The sequence below is a fragment of the Campylobacter sp. RM16704 genome (assembly GCF_000816245.1).
Taxonomy (GTDB): Bacteria; Campylobacterota; Campylobacteria; order Campylobacterales; family Campylobacteraceae; genus Campylobacter_D.
Genome location: NZ_CP007769.1, coordinates 1,408,823 through 1,434,771 on the forward strand (window position 1 = coordinate 1,408,823; position 25,949 = coordinate 1,434,771).

Annotated in this window: 19 protein-coding genes, 2 tRNA genes and 3 rRNA genes; all 24 read right to left on the reverse strand. The window is 31.9% G+C overall.

What is annotated here, in order from left to right; genetic code table 11:
- Position 1: 1 nt before the first annotated feature.
- A complete protein-coding gene (gene nuoL / locus CAQ16704_RS07200; RefSeq protein WP_039667550.1) occupies positions 2 to 1,804 on the reverse strand; it encodes an NADH-quinone oxidoreductase subunit L in 1,803 nt (600 codons plus the stop codon).
- The gene (gene nuoK / locus CAQ16704_RS07205; RefSeq protein ID WP_039667768.1) at positions 1,792 to 2,103 is read right to left on the reverse strand and encodes an NADH-quinone oxidoreductase subunit NuoK; all 312 of its coding nucleotides are present in this window, start codon (positions 2,101 to 2,103) and stop codon (positions 1,792 to 1,794) included. Before nuoK ends, nuoL begins: the two co-directional genes overlap by 13 nt.
- Positions 2,104 to 2,105: 2 nt before the next feature.
- On the reverse strand, positions 2,106 to 2,609 hold the full coding sequence (locus tag CAQ16704_RS07210) for an NADH-quinone oxidoreductase subunit J (RefSeq protein WP_039667551.1): 504 nt from the start codon (positions 2,607 to 2,609) through the stop codon (positions 2,106 to 2,108).
- Positions 2,602 to 3,234: an NADH-quinone oxidoreductase subunit NuoI gene (nuoI, locus tag CAQ16704_RS07215; RefSeq protein WP_039667552.1), complete on the reverse strand. Its 633-nt coding sequence runs from the start codon at positions 3,232 to 3,234 to the stop codon at positions 2,602 to 2,604. Before nuoI ends, CAQ16704_RS07210 begins: the two co-directional genes overlap by 8 nt.
- 9 nt (positions 3,235 to 3,243) lie before the next feature.
- A complete protein-coding gene (gene nuoH, locus CAQ16704_RS07220) occupies positions 3,244 to 4,242 on the reverse strand; it encodes an NADH-quinone oxidoreductase subunit NuoH (protein WP_039667553.1) in 999 nt (332 codons plus the stop codon).
- Positions 4,239 to 6,686, reverse strand: coding sequence for an NADH-quinone oxidoreductase subunit G (locus CAQ16704_RS07225; protein ID WP_039667554.1), 2,448 nt, complete (start codon positions 6,684 to 6,686; stop codon positions 4,239 to 4,241). Before CAQ16704_RS07225 ends, nuoH begins: the two co-directional genes overlap by 4 nt.
- Positions 6,683 to 7,399 carry a hypothetical protein gene (locus CAQ16704_RS07230; RefSeq protein WP_039667555.1) on the reverse strand — a complete coding sequence of 239 codons (717 nt, stop codon included), beginning with the start codon at positions 7,397 to 7,399 and terminating at the stop codon, positions 6,683 to 6,685. The genes CAQ16704_RS07225 and CAQ16704_RS07230 overlap by 4 nt, the downstream gene beginning before the upstream one ends.
- Positions 7,396 to 7,623 carry an NADH-ubiquinone oxidoreductase subunit E family protein gene (locus CAQ16704_RS07235; protein WP_039667556.1) on the reverse strand — a complete coding sequence of 76 codons (228 nt, stop codon included), beginning with the start codon at positions 7,621 to 7,623 and terminating at the stop codon, positions 7,396 to 7,398. The genes CAQ16704_RS07230 and CAQ16704_RS07235 overlap by 4 nt, the downstream gene beginning before the upstream one ends.
- A complete protein-coding gene (nuoD, locus tag CAQ16704_RS07240; protein ID WP_039667557.1) occupies positions 7,620 to 8,846 on the reverse strand; it encodes an NADH dehydrogenase (quinone) subunit D in 1,227 nt (408 codons plus the stop codon). The genes CAQ16704_RS07235 and nuoD overlap by 4 nt, the downstream gene beginning before the upstream one ends.
- A 1-nt stretch (position 8,847) precedes the next feature.
- On the reverse strand, positions 8,848 to 9,639 hold the full coding sequence (locus CAQ16704_RS07245; protein ID WP_039667558.1) for an NADH-quinone oxidoreductase subunit C: 792 nt from the start codon (positions 9,637 to 9,639) through the stop codon (positions 8,848 to 8,850).
- Positions 9,639 to 10,118, reverse strand: a complete 480-nt coding sequence (locus CAQ16704_RS07250) for a NuoB/complex I 20 kDa subunit family protein (protein ID WP_039667769.1) — start codon at positions 10,116 to 10,118, stop codon at positions 9,639 to 9,641. Before CAQ16704_RS07250 ends, CAQ16704_RS07245 begins: the two co-directional genes overlap by 1 nt.
- On the reverse strand, positions 10,115 to 10,534 hold the full coding sequence (locus CAQ16704_RS07255; protein WP_039667559.1) for an NAD(P)H-quinone oxidoreductase subunit 3: 420 nt from the start codon (positions 10,532 to 10,534) through the stop codon (positions 10,115 to 10,117). Before CAQ16704_RS07255 ends, CAQ16704_RS07250 begins: the two co-directional genes overlap by 4 nt.
- A gap of 112 nt (positions 10,535 to 10,646) precedes the next feature.
- Positions 10,647 to 11,315: an ATP-binding cassette domain-containing protein gene (locus CAQ16704_RS07260; RefSeq protein ID WP_039667770.1), complete on the reverse strand. Its 669-nt coding sequence runs from the start codon at positions 11,313 to 11,315 to the stop codon at positions 10,647 to 10,649.
- Positions 11,299 to 12,072, reverse strand: coding sequence for an ATP-binding cassette domain-containing protein (locus CAQ16704_RS07265; protein WP_039667560.1), 774 nt, complete (start codon positions 12,070 to 12,072; stop codon positions 11,299 to 11,301). The genes CAQ16704_RS07260 and CAQ16704_RS07265 overlap by 17 nt, the downstream gene beginning before the upstream one ends.
- Positions 12,069 to 12,845 carry an ABC transporter permease gene (locus CAQ16704_RS07270; RefSeq protein WP_039667561.1) on the reverse strand — a complete coding sequence of 259 codons (777 nt, stop codon included), beginning with the start codon at positions 12,843 to 12,845 and terminating at the stop codon, positions 12,069 to 12,071. The genes CAQ16704_RS07265 and CAQ16704_RS07270 overlap by 4 nt, the downstream gene beginning before the upstream one ends.
- The gene (locus CAQ16704_RS07275; protein ID WP_039667771.1) at positions 12,838 to 13,776 is read right to left on the reverse strand and encodes an ABC transporter permease; all 939 of its coding nucleotides are present in this window, start codon (positions 13,774 to 13,776) and stop codon (positions 12,838 to 12,840) included. The genes CAQ16704_RS07270 and CAQ16704_RS07275 overlap by 8 nt, the downstream gene beginning before the upstream one ends.
- A gap of 11 nt (positions 13,777 to 13,787) precedes the next feature.
- On the reverse strand, positions 13,788 to 15,323 hold the full coding sequence (locus CAQ16704_RS07280) for a nickel ABC transporter, periplasmic substrate-binding protein (RefSeq protein ID WP_039667562.1): 1,536 nt from the start codon (positions 15,321 to 15,323) through the stop codon (positions 13,788 to 13,790).
- Positions 15,324 to 15,361: 38 nt separating this feature from the next.
- Positions 15,362 to 17,260 (reverse strand): pentapeptide repeat-containing protein, encoded by a 1,899-nt coding sequence (locus tag CAQ16704_RS07285; protein ID WP_235361600.1) that lies wholly within the window; start codon positions 17,258 to 17,260, stop codon positions 15,362 to 15,364.
- Between the two features lie 674 nt (positions 17,261 to 17,934).
- A 5S ribosomal RNA gene (gene rrf, locus CAQ16704_RS07290) occupies positions 17,935 to 18,051 on the reverse strand.
- Between the two features lie 195 nt (positions 18,052 to 18,246).
- Positions 18,247 to 21,154, reverse strand: a 23S ribosomal RNA gene (locus tag CAQ16704_RS07295).
- Positions 21,155 to 21,639: 485 nt separating this feature from the next.
- Positions 21,640 to 21,716, reverse strand: a tRNA-Ile gene (locus CAQ16704_RS07300).
- 7 nt (positions 21,717 to 21,723) lie between these two features.
- Positions 21,724 to 21,799, reverse strand: a tRNA-Ala gene (locus tag CAQ16704_RS07305).
- A gap of 95 nt (positions 21,800 to 21,894) precedes the next feature.
- Positions 21,895 to 23,407, reverse strand: a 16S ribosomal RNA gene (locus tag CAQ16704_RS07310).
- The 16S, 23S and 5S rRNA genes sit together here with 2 tRNA genes alongside, the layout of an rRNA operon.
- 362 nt (positions 23,408 to 23,769) lie before the next feature.
- Positions 23,770 to 25,740 carry a ShlB/FhaC/HecB family hemolysin secretion/activation protein gene (locus CAQ16704_RS07315; protein WP_039667563.1) on the reverse strand — a complete coding sequence of 657 codons (1,971 nt, stop codon included), beginning with the start codon at positions 25,738 to 25,740 and terminating at the stop codon, positions 23,770 to 23,772.
- Positions 25,741 to 25,949: the final 209 nt, after the last annotated feature.

The following is a 25,949-nucleotide window of genomic DNA, read 5'->3' on the forward strand; positions in this document are numbered from 1 at the left end:
TCTACACCACCATAGCTAAAAAAAGCAAACAAATAAAAGCAAAAATTGAAATTCTTAAAGCTAAAGAAAAATTTTTATCTACGCCAATTTTTTTTGCGAAAGCTTTCAAGAAAAACGCAACACTATCAATTAAAGTATCTAAAACTTCTTTATCAGCTTTTCTTAAAAATTCACAAAACAATACATATTTATCCACTATAAAATGATGATAAAATTTTGGTATATGATATTCATTAGACAAAATCTTGTATACGCTAGTTTTTGAAAAACCAAACTTAAACCAATTCCTCTTATAAACAATAACTGCTAAAAATATACCCAATATTGCAACAATACTTGAAAGTATCATTACTAAAAAATTTTGTGCATTAATAAAAGCTACTTTTGAACTCATAAACTCCATAAAATTGTGCTCAAAAAATCCTGATATAATTGCGAGTAAAGCTAAAGGAATCATTGCAAGCAAAGCTATTTTATCAACCTCATGTGGACATTCTTCGTATCTTTTTGGAGTAAAAAATACAAGCATTAAAAGTCTAAAGCTATAAAATGCTGTCATAAAAGCTGTTATTAAAAGTATTAAAAATATTCCATGGTGATGACTTATAAAAGAAAAACCTAAAATTAAATCTTTAGAAAAAAATCCAGCAAAAGGATAAATTCCTGATAAAGCTAAAGAACCAATAAGCATCAAAATAGCACTAATTTTCATACTTTTATACAGTCCACCCATTTTACTAATATCAAGCTTATTGTTCATTGCATGCATAACATTACCTGCACCTAAAAATAATAATGACTTAAAAAAAGCATGTGTTGTCAAATGAAACAATGCAATTGCATAAGCTCCAAGACCTGCTGCTACAAACATATACCCAAGTTGAGAAAGTGTTGAGTAAGCAATAATTCTTTTTAAATCTTTAGCCACCATAGCCATAGAGGCAGCAAAAAGTGCTACAAAAGTTCCAAGTATAGCGATAAAATACCCTACTTCAGGAACTTGCAAATAAAGTTCTCCTGCACGAATTACCAAATAAACCCCTGCAGTAACCATAGTAGCAGCATGGATTAGTGCTGAAACTGGCGTAGGTCCAGCCATTGCATCAGCAAGCCAAGTATGAAAAGGAAATTGTGCAGACTTTCCCATAGCACCTATAAACAATAAGATAGCAATTACTATTAAAGTATCGTTATTTTCATAGTCTAAAGATAGTAATACAAAAAATTCATCATATTTTAACGAATTAAATTCTCTATAAATTAAAAAAATACCCAAAAGCAAAGCTAAATCCGCAATTCTATTCATAATAAAAGCTTCATTTGCCGCAAAAGTATATTTTTTATTATGATACCAAAAACCAATTAAAAGCCAAGAGCAAAGTCCAACACCTTCCCAGCCTATAAAAAGACCTAGAAAATTATCACTCATAATCAAAAACATCATAGAAAAAACAAAAAGCCCTAAATAGCTAAAATATCTATTAAAACCTTTATCATTTTTCATATAAAATATGCTATATAAATGTACAAAAGTTGCGACAATACCAACAACATTCATCATAATAAGTGTTATAGAATCTATTTTAAATCCAAAATTTGCATCAACTAAAGAAATCCAAACCCCAAGCTTAAAATCAAAAGATGCACCATTGATGAGCAAAATCAACGAAGCAATCGCCGAAACTGCTATTAATAAAGTAGCCATATAACCCAAGAAAATTCTTTTAATACCAAAAGAAAAAATTCCTAAAATAATAGCTGATATTAAAGGAGAAAAAAGTGCAACTAAAGCTAAATTTTGCATTTTAGCTCTCCTTTTTCAGCTAGAGAGCTAAGCTCTAGTGTTCCTGTTTTTCTATACCATAAAACACAAAGTGCTATCCCAACAGCTACTTCGCAAGCTGCAACCCCCATTACAAATAAAGCAAAAATTTGTCCTTCTATGTCTTTGTGAGAAGCTCCTGCTGTAACTAAAGCTAAATTAGCAGCGTTTAATAAAATTTCACTTGAAATAAAAAGCATAATTAAATTTTGGCGTTTTATAATACCTATTAGACCAATGATAAACATCAAAATAGCCACAATGTAGTATTTTTCTAACATCATTACTCATCCTTTTTTATATTTTTTTGAGTAAGTGCTATAGCACAAATTAAAGCTATTAAGAGTAAAATTGCCATAAATTCAAAGGCGAGCATATATTTTGTAAATAAAGCAAAACCTATTTGCTGGGTAGAATCAAGACTATAAATTTCACTTGTTTCATTTAAATCAAAATTATAGCCCACAATAATGCTAATTAACAAAATCGCACTAAAAATCACGGCAAAGATAAATATTCTCTTTCCTTTTAAACTCTCTTTTACTTTTATCGAAGCATCAAAAAACATCATAGCAAAACTATAAAGACCCAAAATAGCTCCACTATAAACGATAATTTGTATTGCTCCAATAAATTCAGCATTAAGTAAAAAATAAAATCCACTTAAAAAAATCATAGCAGCAGCCAAAGAACTAATAGCATAAAGCACGCTAGTACTTAAAACGCTAATTAAAAAAAATCCCAACACCAAAACACTTAACAAACAAAAAGCTATAGTTTCAAACATTTTCTTCCTTTGGGGTATCTTGCTGTCTTTGTAAATCTATCTCATAATAATTTGGAGTTTTCTTTACTAAAATATCAGCATCTTTTCTTAAACTACCACTTCCTTCAAACACTACTTGATTTTTAAGCTTATCAATAGGGGTTAAAAAGTCTTGCTTTTGACCAAAATAAGATCTTTGCTCTGCTGCATTTTCATACTCTTTACCATGTACAATGGCAAGTTCAGGACAAACATCAGCACAAAATCCACAATAAATACAACGCCCTAAATTAATACTATAATTTTCAACCTTTTTACGCTCATCTTCGCCTAAAGATGTTTCCATTCTTATACAATTACTAATGCAAATTTTTTCACACAACCCACAACCGATGCAGCATTCATTTTCACTTTCAATAAAACGCATTAAACGATGTACTGCACGGTAGCGATTATCTAGCGAAACTTTTTCCAATGGATATTTAATCGTTGCACTGTTATTTTTTTTAAACATTTCTCTTAGTACTACAAATAAACCTATAAAAAGTTCTGTATTTAAAGAACGCTTGATTATTTGTACGAATTTTTCATAAGCATTTTGAGGATTTTTACGTTCAAAATCTACTTTAAAATAACCTTTTTTCATTGTTTTTTCCTATATCACAAGCACTAAAGCACTAATTAATAAATTTAAAACTGCCAAAGGTATTAAAATCAAATAACACATTCTCATTACTTGATCAGGACGTAATTGCGGAAAAGCCCCTCTAGCCCAAAAATACCAAAAGAACACAAAAGAAACTTTCAAAAGCATCATAATAGACCCTGGTATAATCCAAAAATCATTAAAACCACCCAAAAACAAAAGCGATATCATAATCGCTCCAGTTATCATAGCGGTATATTCGCCAATAAAAAACATACCCCATCTAAGCCCACTATATTCAGTACCATAACCCGAGACAAGTTCAGTTTCATTTTCACTTAAACAAAGTGGGGTTCTATTAGTTTCTATAAAAATAGCTATCACAAACAGTATAAAGGCTAAAGGTTGTTTAAAAATAAGCCAAGAAAGGATGCCATCACTTTGATAATTATTAATATCTACCAAAGATAAAGAGCCAACAAGCATTACAACGCATACCAAAGAAAGTCCCGCAACACTCTCATAAGAGATGATAGAAACAAGCCCTCTTGCACCACCCAGCAAAGACCATTTATTGTTACTAGCCAAACCTCCTAAAAAAATTGCATAAAAACTAACCCCACCCATACCTATAACAAAGAGTAAAGCCACATTAATATCAGCTATGATAGGGCGAATTACCCTACCAAATAAAGTAAATTCAGGAAAAATAGGTATAGCTGCAATTGCTACAAAAGCACAAATTGCCGCTATTAATGGAGCAATTAAAAATACCACTTTTTGAGCATAAGTTGGCACTATATCTTCTTTAGTAAAAAGCTTAATCATATCAGCAACCACTTGAAGCAAACCAAAAGGACCTACCATATCAGGCCCCAAACGACGATGAAATAAAGCTAAAACCTTTCTTTCAAGGTAAGTTGCTAAACCTGCTAAAGTAGCAAAAATAGCTATAACAAGCACACATTTAATAATCGTCTCTATAACAAAAAAAGTAATATCACTCATATTTTAGCTCCTGCTTTTTCAAGCCAAACTTTTATATACCGAGTATTATTAAATAAAGATTTATAATCAATCTTGCTATCATAATTGCCCAAATATGCACCATTTTCTAAAGATTCATCACATTTTACACTTATAGCAATTTGAGTTTTTTCATTTTTTAAAATAACACTATCATCTTGATTTAAGTCAAATTTTTGCATTATATCAGACGATAAAAATAAAGCTCCAACCTCATTAAAAGCTCTATTACTAAGCTTTGAAAACTGATGAATACTATTTGCATGATATAGGGTTAAATTTCCTTCATTTTGCTCTTTGATTTCTTGAGTATTTAAGATTTTTTCAAACTCAAAATGAGAAAAATCAAGCTCATAGCCACGATAGTTTTTTCCACCATTGTCATAATAATTACTTAAATCATCAAAATCAATTGCCCTAAAGCCTTTATTTTGTGGTAAAAGCTTAGTATAATTGATCGTAAATTCTTCATCAAAACCTAAAGCATTTGCCAGATCATTTAAAAAATAACCTTTAAATTCTAAAGCCGCATTTGTAGGAACTAATCTTTTATCATAATTTACAAAGCTACCTTCTTGTTGATTTAAACTAGAACTTGCAAGATTTCCTTCATAAGAGAAACTAAAATCACCTTTTTCATTGTAGCCTAGTGTTTTTCCTGCTTGAAAATCCTGATTTAAATCACAAATCAAACTCACACCTAAAGTATTTGTGCAAGTTGGATTTAAAAAGACTTTAAATTCGGTATATTTTTGCACCATAGCACAAAGTTTTGCTAATTTAGCACTTTGCTCATCATAGTAAAAATCACTTCCTATAATAAGTGTAAATTTTTGCTTTTTAGCCAATAAAGTTTCTAAAGTATCCTCATCTATACCAAGATTTTTCGCATAATTTGATCTTTGTACTTCTATGCTTTTTTTAATCTTTTTAGGCACAAGTTTTTTAATTTCTTCTATAATGGTTTGACCATCTTCACTTTGCTTTTCTATCTTTTCTATCACTTCTTCATTGATAGTTTCTTCTATTTCTTTAGTACTTTGACAATACGCATTTTCTAATATATTTCTAAATTCTTGTGGAAGTTCTTTGGCAAATTTTTGCAAGATAAATAATAAAATACTTTCATTATCTTTAATATCATGGTTAATCTGCAAGAAATTTTTAGAGTATTTATCTATACCTTTATCTTTTATAGGATGAAAATAAAGTCCTGCACCTTTATTCATCACTAAAGCATTATTAACTTTATATCCTAGTGTTGGTGCATCATAACGCAAAAACGAACCTGTGATGATTAAAAAATCACTTTGGGTAATATCATCTGTATTTGCATTATACATCATATTTGCATTTTGATGAAAACAAGCTAGAAAATCTTGGAATTTTTTAGCTTCGTGGTTGATAAGATTAAGATTAAATTTTTTGCTAAGATTTTGCAAAATTAAAGCTTCTTCATTAGTAATAAAACTATTAAATAAAATATTTTTTATTTCACTATTTTTTATCATTTCTACCAATTTTCCAAAAGCTTTTTCATCTTTACCTTGAACTTCATTTTGGGTATTAAAACCATATCTTGCAGCTTTATTTAGCGTAGCAAAAGCAAAGTCATTACTCACTCTATAAATTTTTTCCTTTTGATTATTAATGCTAGTTTGTTTTATATCATAATACATCAACTCACAATCACTAGAATGTGGATTACTAGCTGGTATTTTTTTTAACTCCCAAGCATTAGATGTATATTGAAAAGCTGAACCCACCAAAGCTCCAGTTGGGCATACACTTGTACATTCTCCACAAAAAGAACAATCAAGCATATTACCACTGCTTGGTGCAATCAGGCTTTTTTGAAATTTAGTCCAAATCGCTAGCGCGTCTTTGCTCATACTCTCTTTAAAACTTGTATCAGGTGCATCTGCTCCTCTTGGAGTAGTTTTTAAAGCACTTTCACCTATCTTATCTTTACAAACTGTGATACATCTTTCACACACTATACATAAAGCAGGATCATAATTAATCTCGCCCCATTTTTTACACTCTTTATGAGTATCTTTGATCCAATAATTTTGCACACTTACTCTTGCTTTATGCGTAAAATTTTGAAGCTCACACTCGCCAGATTTATCACAAACTCCACATTGTAAAGGATGATTGATACAATAAGCTTGCATGATAGCATTGCGCTCATCCCATAAATTTGGTAAATCGCTCTCTACTACCATACCTTCTTTTACTTTGGTATTACAAGAATAAACCTTTTTACCATCAGCTTCAACCATACACATACGACATGCAAGTGTTGGAGAACAGCCATTTAAATAACAAATTGCAGGAATGAAAATATCATTTTTTCTAGCTACATTTAAAATATACTCACCCTCATTGGCTTCGCACTCAATACCGTTAATGATAACTTTCATTTTATAACCTTAACTTGAGCTTTTGAAAAAGCAAAATCAGTACTTTCATAATCAAACAAAGCTACCGTGCCTTTTAAATCATGATCAATTTTTACCATAGCTGTAAATTCTTGAGTGTTTATTTTTAAATTAATTTTATCCTCATCCTTAACCTTAGCAATCAAAGCAAAAGAAGAAGAGCAGTGTAAATTTTTATCCTCTAAAGGAGCTTGCATGATGATAGTTCCATCAAAATTATCAAGTTCTAAAAGTCCATTAAAAGAATTTTGTATTGTTAAGATTTCTTCTTTTTCATTAGAGCAAATCAATAAAAGATTAAAATGCTCACAAAGCTTTTCTAAAAAATACTTAATATTTTCAAAGTCTTTATGTTGGTATAAATTTTCATCAAAAATAATACATTTTGCTTCTTTTAAAAACTCCAAAATCTCTAAAGCTTCTTCTTCTCCAAAACAAGATTCAGCACTTAAATACCCCTCATCAAGCTCATTAAATTCAGCCTCTAAGCTCATCTTACAAAGCAAAGCAAGTATAAAAGGCACACTTGCAATTTCACACTTATAAAAATCTGCATTTAAATTTTTATCCTCAATACAGGAAACATTGTAATTTTTACTTTTGCTAAGTTTTACACAAAGTGAAGGATTTTTTAAAGAAAGTAAATCCAAAAAACATAAAGCATTTAATCCTTCTTGATATTTTGCTAATTTCATTGTCCTGCCTTTTTAAATACTATAGTCCAATCTACTTGATTAAATTTTAAAGAATTTAAAAGCTCACATTTTTGCTCTTTTATGAAAGCAAAACTTTTTTCTACATTAGAAAAATCTCCTATTTCAAATAAAACCACTAAGACTTCATCTGTATAAGCATTTTTGACAACTTGCTCTAAGTCTTTAAATAAATCTTGACTTTTTCTTAAATCTACGCGTCTCACCTGTCTATCTCACCTAAAACTATATTAATACTTCCTAAAATCGCCACCGCATCAGCTAGATATGATCCAACAAGCATTTCTTCTAAAAATGCACAATGAAAAAAACTTGGGGTTCTAGCTCTTAATCTATATGGCCTACCGCTACCATCTGAGTGGATAAAAAATCCAAGTTCGCCTTTTGGACTTTCAGTTGGCACATACACCTCTCCTTTTGGTGGTTTTAAGCCTTGTGTTACTAGGACAAAATGTTGCATAAGCGAATAATTTTGTGTCATAATTTGCTCTTTTGAAGCACTTACATATTCAGGATGATTACATAAAATTTCAGGTGGAGTGTCTTGATAAAGCTTAGCACATTGAACTAAAATTTTCAAACTTTCTCTAAATTCTTGCATATAAACTTTATATCTTGCATAAGAATCACCCATTTTAGCCACAGGCACGCCAAAATCTACCTCATCATAAAGTAAATAAGGCTCTTCTTTTCTAACATCATAAGCAATCCCGCTTCCTCTTAGCATAACCCCGCTACAACCCCAGCTTAGTGCTTGTTCTTTGCTTACCACTCCTACATTTTCAGTTCTTGCACGCCAAATTCTATTATCATCAAGTAAGGCTTCATAGTCTTTTATATCATTTGGAAATTTATTGCAAAATGCTAAAAGCTCATCTAAAAAACCTTCAGGTAAATCAAGCATTACCCCACCTATTCTCATAGATGAATGTGTAAGTCTTGCCCCGCAATATTTTTCTATTAGATCAAGCACATATTCACGCTCTCTAAAGCAGTATAAAAATACTGTCATCGCACCAATATCAAGTGCATGTGTAGCAAGCCATAATAAATGCGATGCTATACGATTTAACTCAAGTAAAATCATTCTTATAACACATGCTCTTCGTGGGATTTTTAAGCCACAAAGCTTTTCTACAGCGGCTACATAAGCATAATTATTTGCACTAGCTGCAATATAATCCATTCTATCGGTAGTTGGGATAAATTCTTGATAAATCATATTCTCAGCCATTTTTTCCATACCACGATGCATATAGCCTATGCAAGGTACAGCTTTGGTAATTTCTTCTCCATCAAGCTCTAAAATAAGGCGTAAATTTCCATGAGCACTTGGGTGTTGAGGGCCAAGATTTACTATCATGGTGCCATCTTCACGCTCAAAGTTTATATTTTCATAATAAGGCTTAAGTTTTGTAGGAATTTGCATTTTATCTTCTCTTATCTAAAATTTTAGCTTGATTTCTTTTAACTTTTTTCACAAACACAACGCCATCTTCTTCTTGATATTCTTGTAGGTATTTATCTTCTCTTAAAGCCTCGCCTTTTCCAACTTCATGATAAATCCGACTAAAATTTAAAGTATCTTTTTCATTTACAAAGCCTGGATCTCTATTTTCTTCACCCACTACTTGGCGATATTCTTTACCAAAAATTTTATCAATCTCATACCATTTGGCAAATTCATCACCTTGTAAAGGATAGCTTTTTAAAAAAGGATGACCATACCAATCATCAGGCATTAAAAGTCTTTTTAAATTCGGATGATTGATAATGAAAATCCCGAACATATCATATATTTCTCTCTCACACCAATTAGCACCCTTAAAAACACTCATAACACTTTGAAGTCTTTCTTTTAAACCAACAAAAGTTTTTACTCTAACTCTTAAATTTTTATCCATATTTAAAAGCTGATAATACACTTCAAAGCCTTGTTTTTGAGCGACAAAGTCAATTGCACTTGCATCAGTAAAACAGCTATAGCCTAAATTTTTAAGCTCGTTTAGCAAAATTACATTATCTTCTTTTTCTATTTCAATCACCCAAAAATCGAGCTCAATAAAAGAATTTTTAATCTTAAATTTTTGAGAAATTTGAAGAAAATCTTGCTCAAAAACACTATTTTCTAAATTTAATTTTTGAGTTTTTGGAGCATGATAAAATCTATCTTCATAATAATTTTTTAATTGAGCATTTTTTTTATCGCTGTATTTTCTCATCATATAAGCCTTTTTGGAGCGATTTTTCTACTTGCTTTTTCTTTGCGAATTCTTTTTTGCAAAATCATCAAAGCAAACTGAAAAGTTTCAGGGCGTGGTGCACAACCTGGCACATAAATATCTACAGGTATAATTCTATCTACCCCTTGGACTGTAGAATAAGTATTAAACATACCGCCAGTATTTGCACAAGAACCCATAGAAATAACCCATTTTGGATCAGGCATTTGATCATAAAGCCTTCTTGTAAATTCAGCGTGTTTTTTACTTAAAGTGCCTGCTATAATCATCACTTCAGATTGTCTAGGACTTGCTCTAAAAATAGTTCCAAATCTGTCAAAATCATATCTTGCACCACCTGCTGCCATCATTTCAATAGCACAACAAGCAAGCCCATAAGATAGTACCCATAAAGAATTACTTCTTCCCCATTGAACTAACTTATCAACCGTGGTTAAAACAACTGGTGCATTACTCATTTTTTGATACTCTGCCACTTAAATGCTCCTTTTTTATAAGCATACAAAAATCCCACCGCAAGTAAAAATATAAAAATAAAAACTTCAATCAAGACAAATAAAGATAAACCATATTTTGAAAGCTCTGCAGTTAAGTCTTTAAAAATCACTGCCCAAGGAAATAAAAAAACAACTTCAATATCAAGCAAAATAAAAATCAAAGCAAAAACAAAAAATTGAGAGTTAATTTTATTTGCTTGTTTAGAAGCCATAGGGCCACACTCATAAATTCCAAGTCCAAGTTTTTTTCTATTATGTGAGGCTAGTTTAGAACCTATCTTTGAAGAAATATATACCAAAGTAAAAAATATAACACTTGCAATAACAAGCATTACAAATATACCAAAGTATTGATGCTCTATAGTTGCATGAGTCATAATAAACCTTTAAAGCATAAATTAAAATTTATTTTACTTTAACTTAGCTATATAAAAACTTATTGATAAGAAATAATTTTTAGTTATTTCAAAATGAAACAATTTTTATCTTTTATAAGATTATTTTTTTATGAGTTATCTTTTGTAGAATTTTTTCTTGGTGAGATATAAAAATATAAGTTATATCATGAATTTTTTGATAATCATACAAATAGTTTAAAATTTTATATGCAGTTGGTATATCAAGCGCTGCTGTAATTTCATCTAAAATAAGTAATTTTGGCTTTAAAATCAAAGCTCTAATCAAGCCTAGTCTTTGACTTTGCCCACCACTTAATTTAGAAGGTTTTAATTCTAAAATATCTCTTTCAAGTTCAAAATCATCAAAAAGCATAAATAATTCATCAAAATCAAGTTTGATTTTAAAATTATCATACACATCAAACAAAAGCTTCTTAGTTGTTTTATAAGGATTTAAAGCTAGCTTTTGATCTTGAAAAATGTATTGAATTTTTTGGCGTAATTTTCTTTGAGAGTTAAAATCTAATTTTAATATATTTTCATTTTCAAACAATACTTCGCCAAAATTTGGCTTTTCTAACATGCAAAGAATTTTAGCTAAAGTACTTTTACCACTACCACTTTCCCCACAAAGCAATAAATTTTCATTTTGATTTAAAGAAAAACTCACATCTTTAAAAACAAAATTTTCTTCTTCCTTTAAATACCAGTGTTTTTTAAATTTATAAGATTTGCTTAAATTTTTAACTTCTAAAAACATTTTCACTCTCAAAAAGCCCTAATAATTCTTTAGCAAAAACACCTTTTGGATTGTTTAAAAAATCCTTTATAGACATTTGATAAACCGAGGTTTTTTCTTCTATGATAACTACCTCATCGCAAAGCTCTTTTGCTAAATTCAAATCATGCGTTATAAAGATTAAATTTTTAAATTGCTGTTTTAGTGTCTTTAAAATAGTTATAATTTTTTCTTCATTAACTCTATCAAGTGAGCTTGTAATCTCATCACATAATAAATACTGTGCCCCGCTAAGCAAAGCCAATGCTATCTGAATTCTTCTTGCCATACCACCACTTAATTGATATATAAAAGAATGCCACAAAAGGTCATGATTTTTAAGTCCCAAACATTCAAAAAAATAAAAAGCCTTTTCTTTAATTTCTTTTGCACTTAAATCAGTATGAGTTTTTAAAACTATATTAAAATAACTCCCTATATCAACAAGTGGATAAAAACTCCCATATACATCTTGAAAAAGTAAATTTACCTTAGCTCTTAGAGCGTTTAGTTCATTTTCTTTTAAATCTAAAATATTTTTTTGACCAATCTCAAATTTTTGCGCAGAAAGTTTATAGTGCTTATCAAAAAGCCTAATCATGCTTTTTAAAAGCAAACTTTTACCTGCCCCACTTTTACCCATAATAGCCAAAGATTTACCTTCTTCTAGGCTAAGATTTATATTTTTTAATAAAATCTTATCTTTAAAACTAAGATTTAAATTTACAATTTTTATCATGCTTTTATCTCTTCTTGTAAATCATTACCCAAAGCAAGCAAAGGCAATATAAGCATAAGTATAAAAGCTACTGGAAAAACTATCATCCACCAAAATCCTAAAAACACAGCCTTACTTGCTTCATTTAGCATGTTGCCTAAACTTGGAATCCAAAGCTCCACGCCCAAACCAAAAAAACTCAAAGTGGCTTCACTTGTAATAGCATGGGCGATATTTAAAACAAAAAGCACAAAAAGCAAATTCCAACAAGCAGGTAAAAGCTCACTAAGCAAAGCTTTCATTCTACTAGAACCTAAAATAATAGCATTTTGATAAAATTCAAGTTTTTGAAATTTATTAAGTTGCGTATCAAGTACTTTTGCCACAAAAGCAAAATGCCCCAAAGCAATAATAAAAATCATACTCCACAAAGATCCTACTAGAAAGCTTTGAAAAAACATAATCACAAGTAAAGATGGTAGTGCCAAAAGCATATCAATTACTCTAGCAAAAAAAGCATAAGCAAAAAATCTTGTTAAAAACACATATATACAAGCAAAAAGCACACTAAAAAAAGCTGCCATTACTCCCACAAATAAAGAAATGCGTAATGCGTATAAAATACGCGTAAAAACATCTCTACCAAGCATGTCTGTACCAAAAATATGAGTTAAATTTGGAGCTATTTTAGCTTTACTTAAATCTACCAAATTTGGATCATATGAACTAATCAAAGGTGCAAAAAGTGCTAAAATAAAGCTTAGCAAAATCATCATTACACAAAATTTACGCATTAGCAAACCTTGGATTTATCATCTTACAAATCATTTCTACAATCAAATTTACAAACACCACCACCAAAATACTAAAAATCACTACAGCTAGCACCACAGGATAATCTTTAAACAATATGCTTTTAATCACTAAATTTCCTACACCCTCATAAGAAAACACGCTTTCTACTATATAAGTTCCCATTAAAAAACTTACAAAAGAAGCACCAAAATACGCAAGTATAGAACCAAAAGCATCTTTTAACACAAAGTGTAAATAAATTCTTTTTTTACTAAGCCCTCTTGCAAATGCACTTTCTATAAAACTTTGATTTAAACTATCAATCAAACTTGTTCTTATAAAACGCACAAAAACTGCTAAATGCGAAAGAACCAAAGCACACACCGGTAAAAACAAATGCCACAAACGATTAAGCACATCATCTTCAAAGCCAATATCAGCGATTGCCGAACTTGGAAAAAGCTTAAAAAATACCGCAAAAATCAAAATAAGCATTAGCGATAAAGAAAAAGCAGGTAATGCAAAAAAACTCATTGTCAAAAAGGTAATAGTTTTATCTAAAAAACTATCTTTATAAATTACACACAAAAGTGCCAAAAACAAAGATAATACAAAAAGTACAAAAAAAGCCAAACTTCCAAGAATAATAGTATATGGAAGTTTTTCTTTTAAAATTTCACTAACCTTTTCTCCACTGATTAAAGAGTAGGAAAAGTCGCCTTTCAATGCTTTAAAAGCCCAATTTTCATACTGCTTTAATAAAGGTTGATCTAAATTTAAATTACGCTCGATTTCTTCTTTTATTTTAAGGCTAGTTCCTTGAGGCACACTGGCAAAAACTACGCTTCCTTTAGCATGATAAATCATAATAAAGCACAAAAAACTTGCAAAAACTATCAAAAAAAACGCCCACAAGAGGCGTTTAAAAATGAGTTTTAGCACTAATTTTTGCTCCACTCATAAGCATTCCAAGTAAAACCTACTCCATGATGACCTAAAATGTGAGGTTTTATACCTTGAATATTTTTAGCAAAAACTAAAGGATAATCAATATAAGCTATAAATAAAAATGCAGGATCTTCATATAAAGCATTGATAAATTCTTTGTAGTATTTTTTTCTCTCATTTGCATCAAGTGAATTTCTAGCTTTTGTTAAAGCTTCATCAACTTTAGCATTTTGATAATGACCAAAATTCCATCCGCTTGAGTTTAAAGCACTATCTTCAGAACTTGCAAAAACTCTAAAGGTATGAAAATCAGGATCATAAGGACTACCCCAACCTACTAAAAAGCTATCGATTTTCGTATAGTCAAAACTTCCACTTGGCTTAGCCACGGCTTTTGCTTTAATGCCAAGCTTTAAAAACTCACTTTGTAAGATATTTACCAAAGCCACTCTTAAAGGATCTTCGCTCATTGCATACATCTCAAAGCTAAATTCTTTGCCATTTTTTTCTAAAATGCCATTTTTATTTTTTACAAAATCTGCTTTAGCTAAAAGCTCGTTTGCTTTTTTTACATCATAAGTATAAGTTGCAAATTCTTTAGGGTTTGCCCATGATTTTTCTAAAGGATGATTGGCCACTTTTCCAAAAGAGTGCAACAATGAATTTATAATAGCTTGTTTATCGATGGCATAATTTAGCGCCAAACGCACATTTTGGTCTTTTAAAAATTCATGATTAAGATTAAACATCAAAGCACGATAATCAGCTGAAGGCTCTATAAGCATTTTAAAATTTTTATCATTTTCAAAATTTGAAGCTAGTGCAAAATCCACCAAAGCTACATCTATAGAACCATTTTTAAGCTCGATAGAGCTAATGCTTGGATCTTTAATGTGTTTTAGTATAAGTTTTGGAGTTTTTACCTTAGCTAAATGATAATTTTCGTTTGCTTCTAAAGTCATATACTGACCTTGTTTCCATTGTTTTAGTTTATAAGAACCTGTTCCTATAGGCATTTGATTAAACTTAGTAGTATTTAAATTTTCTTTTTCAAGCAAATGTTTTGGTAAAACACCCACACTTAAAGCATCTAAAAATGCTGGAAAAGGCTTTGAAAGAGTAATGATTAAATGATAATCATCAATGATTTTTACTTCTTTAACCGCATCAAAATTTACCTTTGATGGTGAGTTTAGTTTCTCATCTTTTAGAGCATTTATACTAAATTTTACATCTTTAGCACTAAATTTAACACCATCATGCCAAAGAACATCTTTTCTTAGTTCAAACTCATATACCAAACCATCTTTGCTAACTTTCCAAGAACTAGCAAGATCAGGTGCTAGGTTCATGTTTTCATCAAAGCGTGTAAGCCCTGAAAACACAAGAGCAATCGCCACATCATGATCTTCGCTAAAAAGCGGGTTTATACGCTCTGGCTCATTTTCTACTGCGATGATGATAGTATCTTTTGGCGTAGTGGCAAAAAGATTTAAAGCACAAAAAAGCATGATAAAAAATCGTAACATAATTTTCCTTTCTTTTTAAATAATTTCAAATTATATCATTAACTTGGCACTATGGAATTTTTTCGTGCGGTTTTTTGAAGTGAGAATATCACTAAAGCTATAAGTATAGTATATAATATATATAGCGTCATCAAAGACGGATAATTAAAATTTTTATCAGGTTCATTTGTGATTTTTCCAATCAATGGATGGATTACACTAGGTTGCTCAATCAATATCACAAAAAAATACATATAAGATAAAATAAGCACCACATATCTACCAAAAAACAAAGATTTGGTATAAACCACACAAATATATAAGCTAACAAACAAAATATTTACAAACAACGAGTATTTATCCAAATTAAAAATAGGTGTAAAAATCTGCCCTAAAATAACATAAAAAATACAAGGAATAAATACTGCTAAAAATAAACTTTTAATAAAATTCCAAAAATCGTTGATAATATATATAAAATTTATTTCTTGTTTGTTTAAAATATTATTCTTTGATTCATATGCTTTTAATTTATAAAGAGTAAACATACACCCCAATAATAAAAAAATCACTACCCCTCTATCAACATAAGAATGAAAACCATCAAAAAATTCATATACGGTTAAAATTACTCTTGTATCTTTAAGCTTATCACTATGAACCCAAATAAAACTCGAAGAAAACAATACATATAAAGCAACTAGCAATATAAGATTGTTAAAAACTTTAAAAACATCTGTGTGGTGATCGCATAATTTTCTATAAAACCCTAAAAGCAAAAAATCAACAAGTTCTCGGACTCTCCACATATTCTTTTCCGTATCTATCACATTCTCTACATACTCATCTTTTTTACTTTGATTTTGTTTCAACTCTATCTCTTTACAATAAAGCTCATATTTATGAAAATTTGAAGCTTCCAGAAGATTATTTTCTTTTATCAATGCATTTTTAAAAACCCTAAAAGAATCTCTAAAATCATTTGCAAATTTATTTAAAGATTTTTTATTTTGTTCATTTTTATCTTTATTAAAATTTTCTTGTTCTTCTTCTATTTGTGTTTTTAAATCATCAAAAGTAAAATTTAAATTTGTGTTTATAACATTTAGATTTCCTTTGAAAATCACTTGAGAAAAATTCGGAGCTTTATCAAAAGTTACTCCGTAAAAACAAGCTATTTTTTCAAATTCACACTCGTGAAAATCAGCGTAATTATAAAATTTAGAATTGTTAAAATAAGCATTATCTTTAAAATTGGCATTTGAAAAATTTAATTTTGTTTTATTATTCTCATCTCGTTCATATCCAAATTTAGAATCTACAAAATAACATCTTTTTGTAAAATCATTTTTCCACAAGTTAATATTTCCTATAACGCAATCTTGTATAAAAAAATACTTACTAAATTTATTTAATTCTACATATAAACATTCTATTTTAGTTTTTTCTAAAAATTTGATATTTTCCGAAAAAGTACTATTGTTCAAATATAATTCTTTAAATTCACAAGCATTAAATATTATTGATTTTTTTCGTTCATTCCTGTATTTATATCCGCTTATCTCAAAATTCTCAAAACAAATATTTTTTAGTTCAATTGCCGTGAAATCACAATTGCTAAAATATAAATTTTGCTTAATTTTTGTTTTATCCTCAAGCCAAGAGTCAGCAAATGTTATTCTACAATTTTCAAATTTTATTTGAAAATCTATATTATCAATCAAACTAGATAAATCTTTTAAATTTATTTTTAAATCTAAAAGCTCACTTTCTTTATTACTTATGATAAATAAATTTTTATATTTTTTTATATACTCATTACTGTTACTAGCAAAATCATTTATATTTGTATTATTTATTACTTCTATTTTATTTTTACAAAAATTTATGATTTTAGCTAAGGATTGTTTTGTTCTATCAATCTCATTATCTGATAAAGTTAAAAATTTAGATTTCATTTTACCTCTCTTCTTTTATACAACTTTACAATTTCCATAGTTAAAAATGTTTTGCCTACACCAGCACTACCACTTAGAAATACATTATTGTTTTTTAAAAATTTAATCAATCTATCTAATACCATTTTGTTATTATATTATGTTTTTTAAAAATACTTAAATGATCAAATAAATTAACCTAATTATATTTTCTTGTGATAAATCCCAAAAAACTTTAAATCTCATAATCAAATAACATATAAACTAAATAAGTATATTTTTTAATCATCTTATTCACTAATATACTAATCCAATCAAATAAATTTACCCTAACTCTTATAATCTAAACACCAAACTACAACACCACAAAAAACACAAACAATTAGTCTTTACCAAGTATATTTATTCTAATCCAACAATAAATTTTACTTAACTATATACAAATAAGACAAGCCTAACTAATTTTATAAAAACAATAACACTATTTAATCCAAACACCAATCTTTCCAACCCAAACAAATAACAATCTAAGTAATAATTAACAATAAAAATAAAGATTAATTAAACAACCACTAAAAACCATAAGCAAATCAAAAAACCCAAATAATATAAATAATATAAATAATATAAATAACAAGAATAAACTAAATCAAAAAAATGAATATAAGTAGTAGTAAGAATAATAAAAATTAACAAGTCCGCAATGAGCTACTTTCCCCCTGCCAGTAAGGCGTAGTATCATCACCCACGATGTGCTTAGCTTCTTGGTTCGGGATGGGACAAGGCGTCTCCACATCTGTATAATCACGGACATTGTTATTTAAATATTCTTTTTAGACTTTATACTATCTTTAGTAAGAATACTTAAAAAACAATGTTAAGAGCAAATTCTAATATAAACTTTACTTGTAAAGATTTTATCAAGCTTAAATATCATTTATTGAAATATTTTATAAAAAACATTTAAAGCTTTATAAAAACCTTAACAAGGAAGTGATGCTTATAAAAAAGATAAGCCAAACGCTCTATTAGTACTGGTCAGCTAAAGGACTTTCATCCATTACACACCCAGCCTATCAAACTAGTAGTCTTCTAGAGAGCTTAGAGAAGATTCATCTTAGAGTTGGCTTCACGCTTAGATGCTTTCAGCGTTTATCCGTTCCAAACTTAGCTACGCTGCGATGCTCTTGGCAGAACAACAGCTACACCAGTGGTTTGTTCAACCCGGTCCTCTCGTACTAGGGTCAAATCTCTTCAATCTTCTTACGCCCACGGCAGATAGGGACCGAACTGTCTCACGACGTTCTGAACCCAGCTCGCGTACCGCTTTAAATGGCGAACAGCCATACCCTTGGGACCTGCTCCAGCCCCAGGATGCGATGAGCCGACATCGAGGTGCCAAACCTCCCCGTCGATGTGAGCTCTTGGGGGAGATCAGCCTGTTATCCCCGGGGTACCTTTTATCCTTTGAGCGATGGCCCTTCCACACAGAACCACCGGATCACTAAGACCGACTTTCGTCTCTGCTTGACTTGTATGTCTTGCAGTTAAGCTGGCTTATACCTTTATACTCTACGAACGATTTCCAACCGTTCTGAGCCAACCTTTGTAAGCCTCCGTTATTATTTGGGAGGCGACCGCCCCAGTCAAACTACCCACCAGACATTGTCCCACTTGAGGATAACTCAAGCTGGTTAGCTACCCAAATAAGAAAGAGTGGTATCTCAACAACGGCTCATATACAACTGGCGTCATATACTCAAAGCCTCCCACCTATCCTGCACATTCTTATCCAAATAGCAGTGTCAAGCTGTAGTAAAGGTCCACGGGGTCTTTCCGTCTTGCCGCGGGTAGGAGGAATTTTCACCTCCACTACAATTTCACTGGATCCCTCTTTGAGACAGCTCCCATCTCGTTACGCCATTCATGCAGGTCGGTATTTAACCGACAAGGAATTTCGCTACCTTAGGACCGTTATAGTTACGGCCGCCGTTTACTCGGGCTTCGATCAAGAGCTTCGCTAATGCTAACCCCATCAATTAACCTTCGAGCACCGGGCAGGCGTCACACCCTATACATCCTCTTACGAGTTAGCAGAGTGCTGTGTTTTTGGTAAACAGTCGGGAGGGACTCTTTGTTGTAAGTTTCTTTGCTTTCGGAGTAAATCCTAATACAAAGCGAACCACACCTTATACCGAAGATACGGTGCTATTTTGCAGAGTTCCTTAAAGAGAGTTCTTCCACGCGCCTTAGAATACTCATCCCACCCACCTGTGTCGGTTTACGGTACGGGCAACATTAGCTAAACTTAGAAACTTTTCTTGGCTCGACGGCATCAGCAATTCTCCTCGCTGTCCGAAGACTTTGAAGAGCCTTTCAGATCTCGGAGTATTCTTATACGGATTTGCCTATATAAGCTCCTACTTCCTTAGACTAGCACTTCCATCCGCTAGCTTGCTTAGCCCTAAGCGTCCTTCCATCGCACACTAATGTTGGTATTGGAATATTAACCAATTTGCCATCGCCTACCCCTTTCGGACTTGGCTTAGGACCCGACTAACCCTACGATGACGAGCATCGCGTAGGAAACCTTGGGTTTACGGCGTTAATGATTCTCACATTAATTATCGCTACTCATGCCTGCATGCTCACTTCTATTCGCTCCAGCACTCCTTACCGGTATACCTTCGACGCAAATAGAACGCTCTCCTACCACTTAGTAAAACTAAGTCTACAGCTTCGGTACTTACTTTAGCCCCGTTATATTTTCCGCGCAAAATCACTAGACCAGTGAGCTATTACGCTTTCTTTAAAGGATGGCTGCTTCTAAGCCAACCTCCTGGTTGTTTAAGTAACTTCACATCGTTTTCCACTTAAGTAAGATTTAGGGACCTTAGCTGGTAGTCTGGGTTGTTTCCCTCTTGACGACGGATTTTATCACTCGCCGCCTGACTGCTGTGATTACACTAAAGGTATTCGGAGTTTGATAGGGTTTGGTACATTGGTGTATGCCCTAGCCCATTCAGTGCTCTACCCCCTTTAGTTACGACACAACGCTATACCTAAATATATTTCGGAGAGAACCAGCTATCACGAAGTTTGATTGGCCTTTCACCCCTATCCACAAGTCATCCCATAGCTTTTCAACGCTAGCGGGTTCAGTCCTCCACTAGTTCTTACACTAGCTTCAACTTGCTCATGGATAGATCACTTCGTTTCGGGTCTGCAGCATCTGACTTAATCGCCCTATTCAGACTCGCTTTCGCTACGGCTTCGCGTGTGCTTAACCTTGCCAGACACCACAACTCGCAGGCTCATTATGCAAAAGGCAGTCCATCACACTGTATTGCTACATAGTGCTCTGAATGATTGTAAGCAAATGGTTTCAGGTTCTATTTCACTCTGATCACCTCAGTTCTTTTCACCTTTCCCTCACGGTACTTGTGCACTATCGATCTGGTATTAGTATTTAGGGTTGGATCGTGGTCGACCCAGCTTCAGACAAAATTCCACGTGTTTCGCCCTACTCAGGATACTGCTAGCTAAGGTTTGGTTTTCGTATACGGGACTATCACCCTCTATGGCTACACTTTCCAGAGTGTTCTACTAACCTTACCTATTGCACATTGCAGTCCTACAACCCCCAGTGCAAGCACTGGGTTTGCCCTCTTACGCTTTCGCTCGCCGCTACTGACGCAATCTCTATTGATTTCTTTTCCTGTAGGTACTAAGATGTTTCAATTCCCTACGTTCGCTCCATTATGGTAGTATATATCTCTATATACTGGGTTGCCCCATTCGGAAATCTACGGATCAAAGCTTCTTGACAGCTCCCCGTAGCTTATCGCAGTCTAGTACGTCCTTCATCGCCTTTACCAGTCAAGGCATCCACCATTCGCTCTTAGTAGCTTACCTTTTTTACCTTTTATTCTAAAACGCATCACTTCCTTGTTAAAGTTTTTATGATAAGACTTTTACTATCTTAAGACGGAAAGCATTTAAACACTTAATAAAAATACCAAAAGTTTATTTTAGATTTAAACTAAGTTGTGAGTTTAAAACTTATCTTTAACTAAAAGCTAAAGAAAAGATAGTTAGGTTTTATCCTTTAACAAGTCCTGTAAAATTGTTTTTATTAAAACTTGCTTGTGACTCTTAACAATGATAATTCAAATAACATTAAATAACTAATTCAATATAACCCACTTTAAGACTAATGCAAATCTTTATAAGCTTATATATTTTATTATTTATTTAACTTAGGTCTTAAAACCTAAAGCAAGTATATATAAAGAGTTTAAATAGTTTTAAAAATATAATAAATACTTTTAAATATTTATATACTTGCTTTAAGTTTTAAAACTTATTAATATTTAAATTGATAAACAAATCTTTTTTGATGGTGGGCCTAACAAGACTTGAACTTGTGACCTCACCCTTATCAGGGGTGCACTCTAACCAGCTGAGCTATAGGCCCTTAATAATGGTGGAGAATAGCGGGATCGAACCGCTGACCTCCTGCGTGCAAAGCAGGCGCTCTCCCAGCTGAGCTAATTCCCCAAAATTAGCTTTTCATCAATCTTTGAAATCTAAACAAGGATGATTGAGTTTATATATGAACTGATAGTTGTGAGACTTATCAGTTTGTACTCTAGAAAGGAGGTGATCCAACCGCAGGTTCTCCTACGGTTACCTTGTTACGACTTCACCCCAGTCGCTGATTCCACTGTGGACGGTAACTAGTTTAGTATTCCGGCTTCGAGTGAAATCAACTCCCATGGTGTGACGGGCGGTGAGTACAAGACCCGGGAACGTATTCACCGTAGCATGGCTGATCTACGATTACTAGCGATTCCGGCTTCATGCTCTCGAGTTGCAGAGAACAATCCGAACTGGGACATATTTTATAGATTTGCTCCACCTCGCGGTATTGCGTCTCATTGTATATGCCATTGTAGCACGTGTGTCGCCCTGGGCATAAGGGCCATGATGACTTGACGTCGTCCACACCTTCCTCCTCCTTACGAAGGCAGTCTATTTAGAGTGCTCGGCCGAACCGTTAGCAACTAAATACGTGGGTTGCGCTCGTTGCGGGACTTAACCCAACATCTCACGACACGAGCTGACGACAGCCGTGCAGCACCTGTCTCTAAGTTCTAGCAAGCTAGCACCCTCATATCTCTATAAGGTTCTTAGGATATCAAGCCCAGGTAAGGTTCTTCGCGTATCTTCGAATTAAACCACATGCTCCACCGCTTGTGCGGGTCCCCGTCTATTCCTTTGAGTTTTAATCTTGCGACCGTACTCCCCAGGCGGTATGCTTAATGCGTTAGCTGCATTACTGAGATGACTAGCACCCCAACAACTAGCATACATCGTTTAGGGCGTGGACTACCAGGGTATCTAATCCTGTTTGCTCCCCACGCTTTCGCGCCTTAGCGTCAGTTAAGTTCCAGCAGATCGCCTTCGCAATGGGTATTCTTGGTGATATCTACGGATTTTACCCCTACACCACCAATTCCATCTGCCTCTCCCTCACTCTAGATTACCAGTTTCCCAAGCAGTTTAATGGTTAAGCCATTAGATTTCACAAGAGACTTGATAATCCGCCTACGCGCCCTTTACGCCCAGTGATTCCGAGTAACGCTTGCACCCTCCGTATTACCGCGGCTGCTGGCACGGAGTTAGCCGGTGCTTATTCCTTAGGTACCGTCAGAATTCTTCCCTAAGAAAAGGAGTTTACGCTCCGAAAAGTGTCATCCTCCACGCGGCGTTGCTGCGTCAGGGTTTCCCCCATTGCGCAATATTCCCTACTGCTGCCTCCCGTAGGAGTCTGGACCGTGTCTCAGTTCCAGTGTGACTGATCATCCTCTCAGACCAGTTAAGCGTCATAGCCTTGGTGAGCCATTACCTCACCAACTAGCTGATACTATATAGTCTCATCCTACACCGAAAAACTTTCCCTACTCAACTTGTGTTAAGCAGGAGTATAGAGTATTAGCAGTCGTTTCCAACTGTTGTCCTCTTGTGTAGGGCAGATTAACTATACCTTACTCACCCGTGCGCCACTAATCCACAACTAGCAAGCTAGTTGCTTCATCGTTCGACTTGCATGTATTAGGCACGCCGCCAGCGTTCACTCTGAGCCAGGATCAAACTCTCCATAAAATTATAGATAGTTTAATCTTTTTCTTCAAAGAAAAAGTATTTAAAAGATTAATAAAAATAATCTTTAATTATTTAATTGATAGATTTACATAAATAAAGTAAATCTCTGGCTCAATCGATCACTTATTTAGATTTCAAAGATTGACTATAAGATTTGATTAACAATATTAATAATTTAAAGAACAATTAAAAATTAGAGATTGAAATATCTTAATTTTTACTTACCTTTTTTTAAGAAAAGGAAATGAAATTATATCTATATAAGCTTAAAGTTTTATTAGGATAGAAAGAAATTTGGATAGTTAGAACAAGAAAGATAAAAAATGAATAGGTGTTTTTTAAAGGTTAAAAAACCTAGGGTGTTAAAAATACACCCCACCACTTAAATATAATTTCATTCTATGATCATCATCTAATTTGTATTTGTGTAATGCTCTTGCTCCATCAAGTTTTATATAATACTCATTAGCTTTATTATAAAGTATTTGTAAGCCTAGTGCATCTAAGAAATGATCATCTACTAATCTATTACCTGAATCTTTTTCATACCAAGCATAACCTATATCATAAAAGGGAGTAAAATAAAAATTAGTATTTGGTATATTTATTCTTATACCAAAGTTAGCTACTATAGTATTATCTCCATCACCTTCTCCATTATCATAAGCTCTTACTCCATAAGCTCCACCCAAAGATGAACTTTCAGAAGAATCAAGCTCAAAATTCCCTAATACCTTTTGATAGTTTATATTAATAGTATGAGTAATATACTCATTAAAACTATAATAATTATTCAAACTAGCATTGAGTTTTCTAAACCAACCAAAGCCATTACCACCACTTTTAGATGTATCTCCAAATATAGTAGTTCCATCATCTTTTACCTTACCTATGCTTATTTTAGCACTATAACTTAAGGTATTGTTTTCAAAGCCTCTAAATAAACCTTCTAAACCCATACTTCCTACATTAGAACTTTTATCAAAGGTTAAAAGATCTAAGGTTACATCACTAAGTATTTTATGATATATACTAGAAGTTATATAAAAAGATGAATTAGTATTAATCCATATAGGATAAGAAAAATCTATACCAAAATTCCTAGAAGTACCACTAAAACCTAAACCCTCATATTCTCTTCCTAAATAATAAGTTCCTTGAGATATACTAGGAGTAATTTTTAAATTACCTACAAAGAAAGTATAACTGGCTCCATAATTGATTTGTTTTTCATCACTAGATTGTAAGTAAAAATTATAATAATCTCCCATATTAAGTATAGAATTAAATCCCATACTAATACCAGCTCTATATTCTCCTGCACTCTTAATACCATAATTATCACTATATATTAATACATTAGCCTTAGTATCAGGTTCTACTTCTATAAGAATATCAGTTTCACCTACATTCTCTCCTGCTTGTAAACCTGCTAAGGTTTGAAGTCCATACATTTCATTGACTTTATATACACTATCTTCTATTAATTTAGTAGAAATGATTTTACCTTTGATTCTTTGATTGAGCTTACTTTCTAAAAAATGATCTTTTATAGTAGTTTTATTTTTTATTATATACTTACCTAATACTCCTAAAGAAATATTAACTTGAATGTTTTTTCCATCAAATTCTTGTTGAGGAATATAAGCTGTTGCTGCAGGATAACCATTTACTTGAAAATAATAAGCAATGATATTAGATATATCTTGTAAATCTTGTAAGCTAAATCTTCTTGTTTTAAACTCACTCACTAAGCTTTGTAAATCTTCTTCTTTAATACCTAGTTTTTCAAAGCTAGTGTTTTCATTAGTAAGAACAAATTTATATTGAGTGAGTATTTTTTTATTAGTAGTAGTATTGGTTAAATTAGTATTATTAGTAGTATTATTAACTTTATTGTTTGAAGTATTAGTATTATTATTTATATTAGTATTATTTTCTTTGGTAGTATTGGTTTTATTAGTAGTATTAGAATTAGTTTTATCTTTTGTATTAGAATTAGTATTAGTTTTATTATTGTTTGTATTAGTGGTTGGGTTGGTATTAGTTTGATTGTTTAAGTTATTAGTAGATGATTTAGCTTTTTCATCTTCTTGTTTAAATTTTTCTTCTAATTCTTGTTTTTTTTCTTCAAAGTCTTTTTTAGCTTCTTGGCTTTTTTTATAATCATCTTGGGTTTTTAGATTTTCTTTGATAGCTTTGTTTTGAGGGATGTTTTTATCAGGGGATAATTCTATAATTTTTCCTATATCATTTTTAGTTATAGTGATACTTCCATTATTAGCATAAACTAAAGAACTAATTGCTATGGTGCTAAGTAAAAGTTTTTTCATATTGGTTTTTTCCTTTATTTTAATTAATGGGCTTTATATAGTTTTAAAATCTATTGTTGTTTTTATTATACAAAGAAGTTAAAACTATTAAATAAATATTAAAATCAAAACTTGGTAATAAATTAAATATCTTTGCTTTTAATACTTATTTAAATATTTTTATCAATCTATATGCCTTTTTATTTGTTTATTAAAATTGATTAAATAAT

What these genes read in the sequence shown, in the direction of transcription:
- nuoL (WP_039667550.1), bottom strand. Translation starts at nt 1,804, where the DNA reads ATGCAAAATTTAGCTTTAGTTGCACTTTTTTCTCCTTTAATATCAGCT.
- nuoK (WP_039667768.1), bottom strand. Translation starts at nt 2,103, where the DNA reads ATGTTAGAAAAATACTACATTGTGGCTATTTTGATGTTTATCATTGGT.
- CAQ16704_RS07210 (WP_039667551.1), bottom strand. Translation starts at nt 2,609, where the DNA reads ATGTTTGAAACTATAGCTTTTTGTTTGTTAAGTGTTTTGGTGTTGGGA.
- nuoI (WP_039667552.1), bottom strand. Translation starts at nt 3,234, where the DNA reads ATGAAAAAAGGTTATTTTAAAGTAGATTTTGAACGTAAAAATCCTCAA.
- nuoH (WP_039667553.1), bottom strand. Translation starts at nt 4,242, where the DNA reads ATGAGTGATATTACTTTTTTTGTTATAGAGACGATTATTAAATGTGTG.
- CAQ16704_RS07225 (WP_039667554.1), bottom strand. Translation starts at nt 6,686, where the DNA reads ATGAAAGTTATCATTAACGGTATTGAGTGCGAAGCCAATGAGGGTGAG.
- CAQ16704_RS07230 (WP_039667555.1), bottom strand. Translation starts at nt 7,399, where the DNA reads ATGAAATTAGCAAAATATCAAGAAGGATTAAATGCTTTATGTTTTTTG.
- nuoD (WP_039667557.1), bottom strand. Translation starts at nt 8,846, where the DNA reads ATGCAAATTCCTACAAAACTTAAGCCTTATTATGAAAATATAAACTTT.
- CAQ16704_RS07245 (WP_039667558.1), bottom strand. Translation starts at nt 9,639, where the DNA reads ATGAGAAAATACAGCGATAAAAAAAATGCTCAATTAAAAAATTATTAT.
- CAQ16704_RS07250 (WP_039667769.1), bottom strand. Translation starts at nt 10,118, where the DNA reads ATGAGTAATGCACCAGTTGTTTTAACCACGGTTGATAAGTTAGTTCAA.
- CAQ16704_RS07255 (WP_039667559.1), bottom strand. Translation starts at nt 10,534, where the DNA reads ATGACTCATGCAACTATAGAGCATCAATACTTTGGTATATTTGTAATG.
- CAQ16704_RS07260 (WP_039667770.1), bottom strand. Translation starts at nt 11,315, where the DNA reads ATGTTTTTAGAAGTTAAAAATTTAAGCAAATCTTATAAATTTAAAAAA.
- CAQ16704_RS07265 (WP_039667560.1), bottom strand. Translation starts at nt 12,072, where the DNA reads ATGATAAAAATTGTAAATTTAAATCTTAGTTTTAAAGATAAGATTTTA.
- CAQ16704_RS07270 (WP_039667561.1), bottom strand. Translation starts at nt 12,845, where the DNA reads ATGCGTAAATTTTGTGTAATGATGATTTTGCTAAGCTTTATTTTAGCA.
- CAQ16704_RS07280 (WP_039667562.1), bottom strand. Translation starts at nt 15,323, where the DNA reads ATGTTACGATTTTTTATCATGCTTTTTTGTGCTTTAAATCTTTTTGCC.
- CAQ16704_RS07285 (WP_235361600.1), bottom strand. Translation starts at nt 17,260, where the DNA reads ATGAAATCTAAATTTTTAACTTTATCAGATAATGAGATTGATAGAACA.
- CAQ16704_RS07315 (WP_039667563.1), bottom strand. Translation starts at nt 25,740, where the DNA reads ATGAAAAAACTTTTACTTAGCACCATAGCAATTAGTTCTTTAGTTTAT.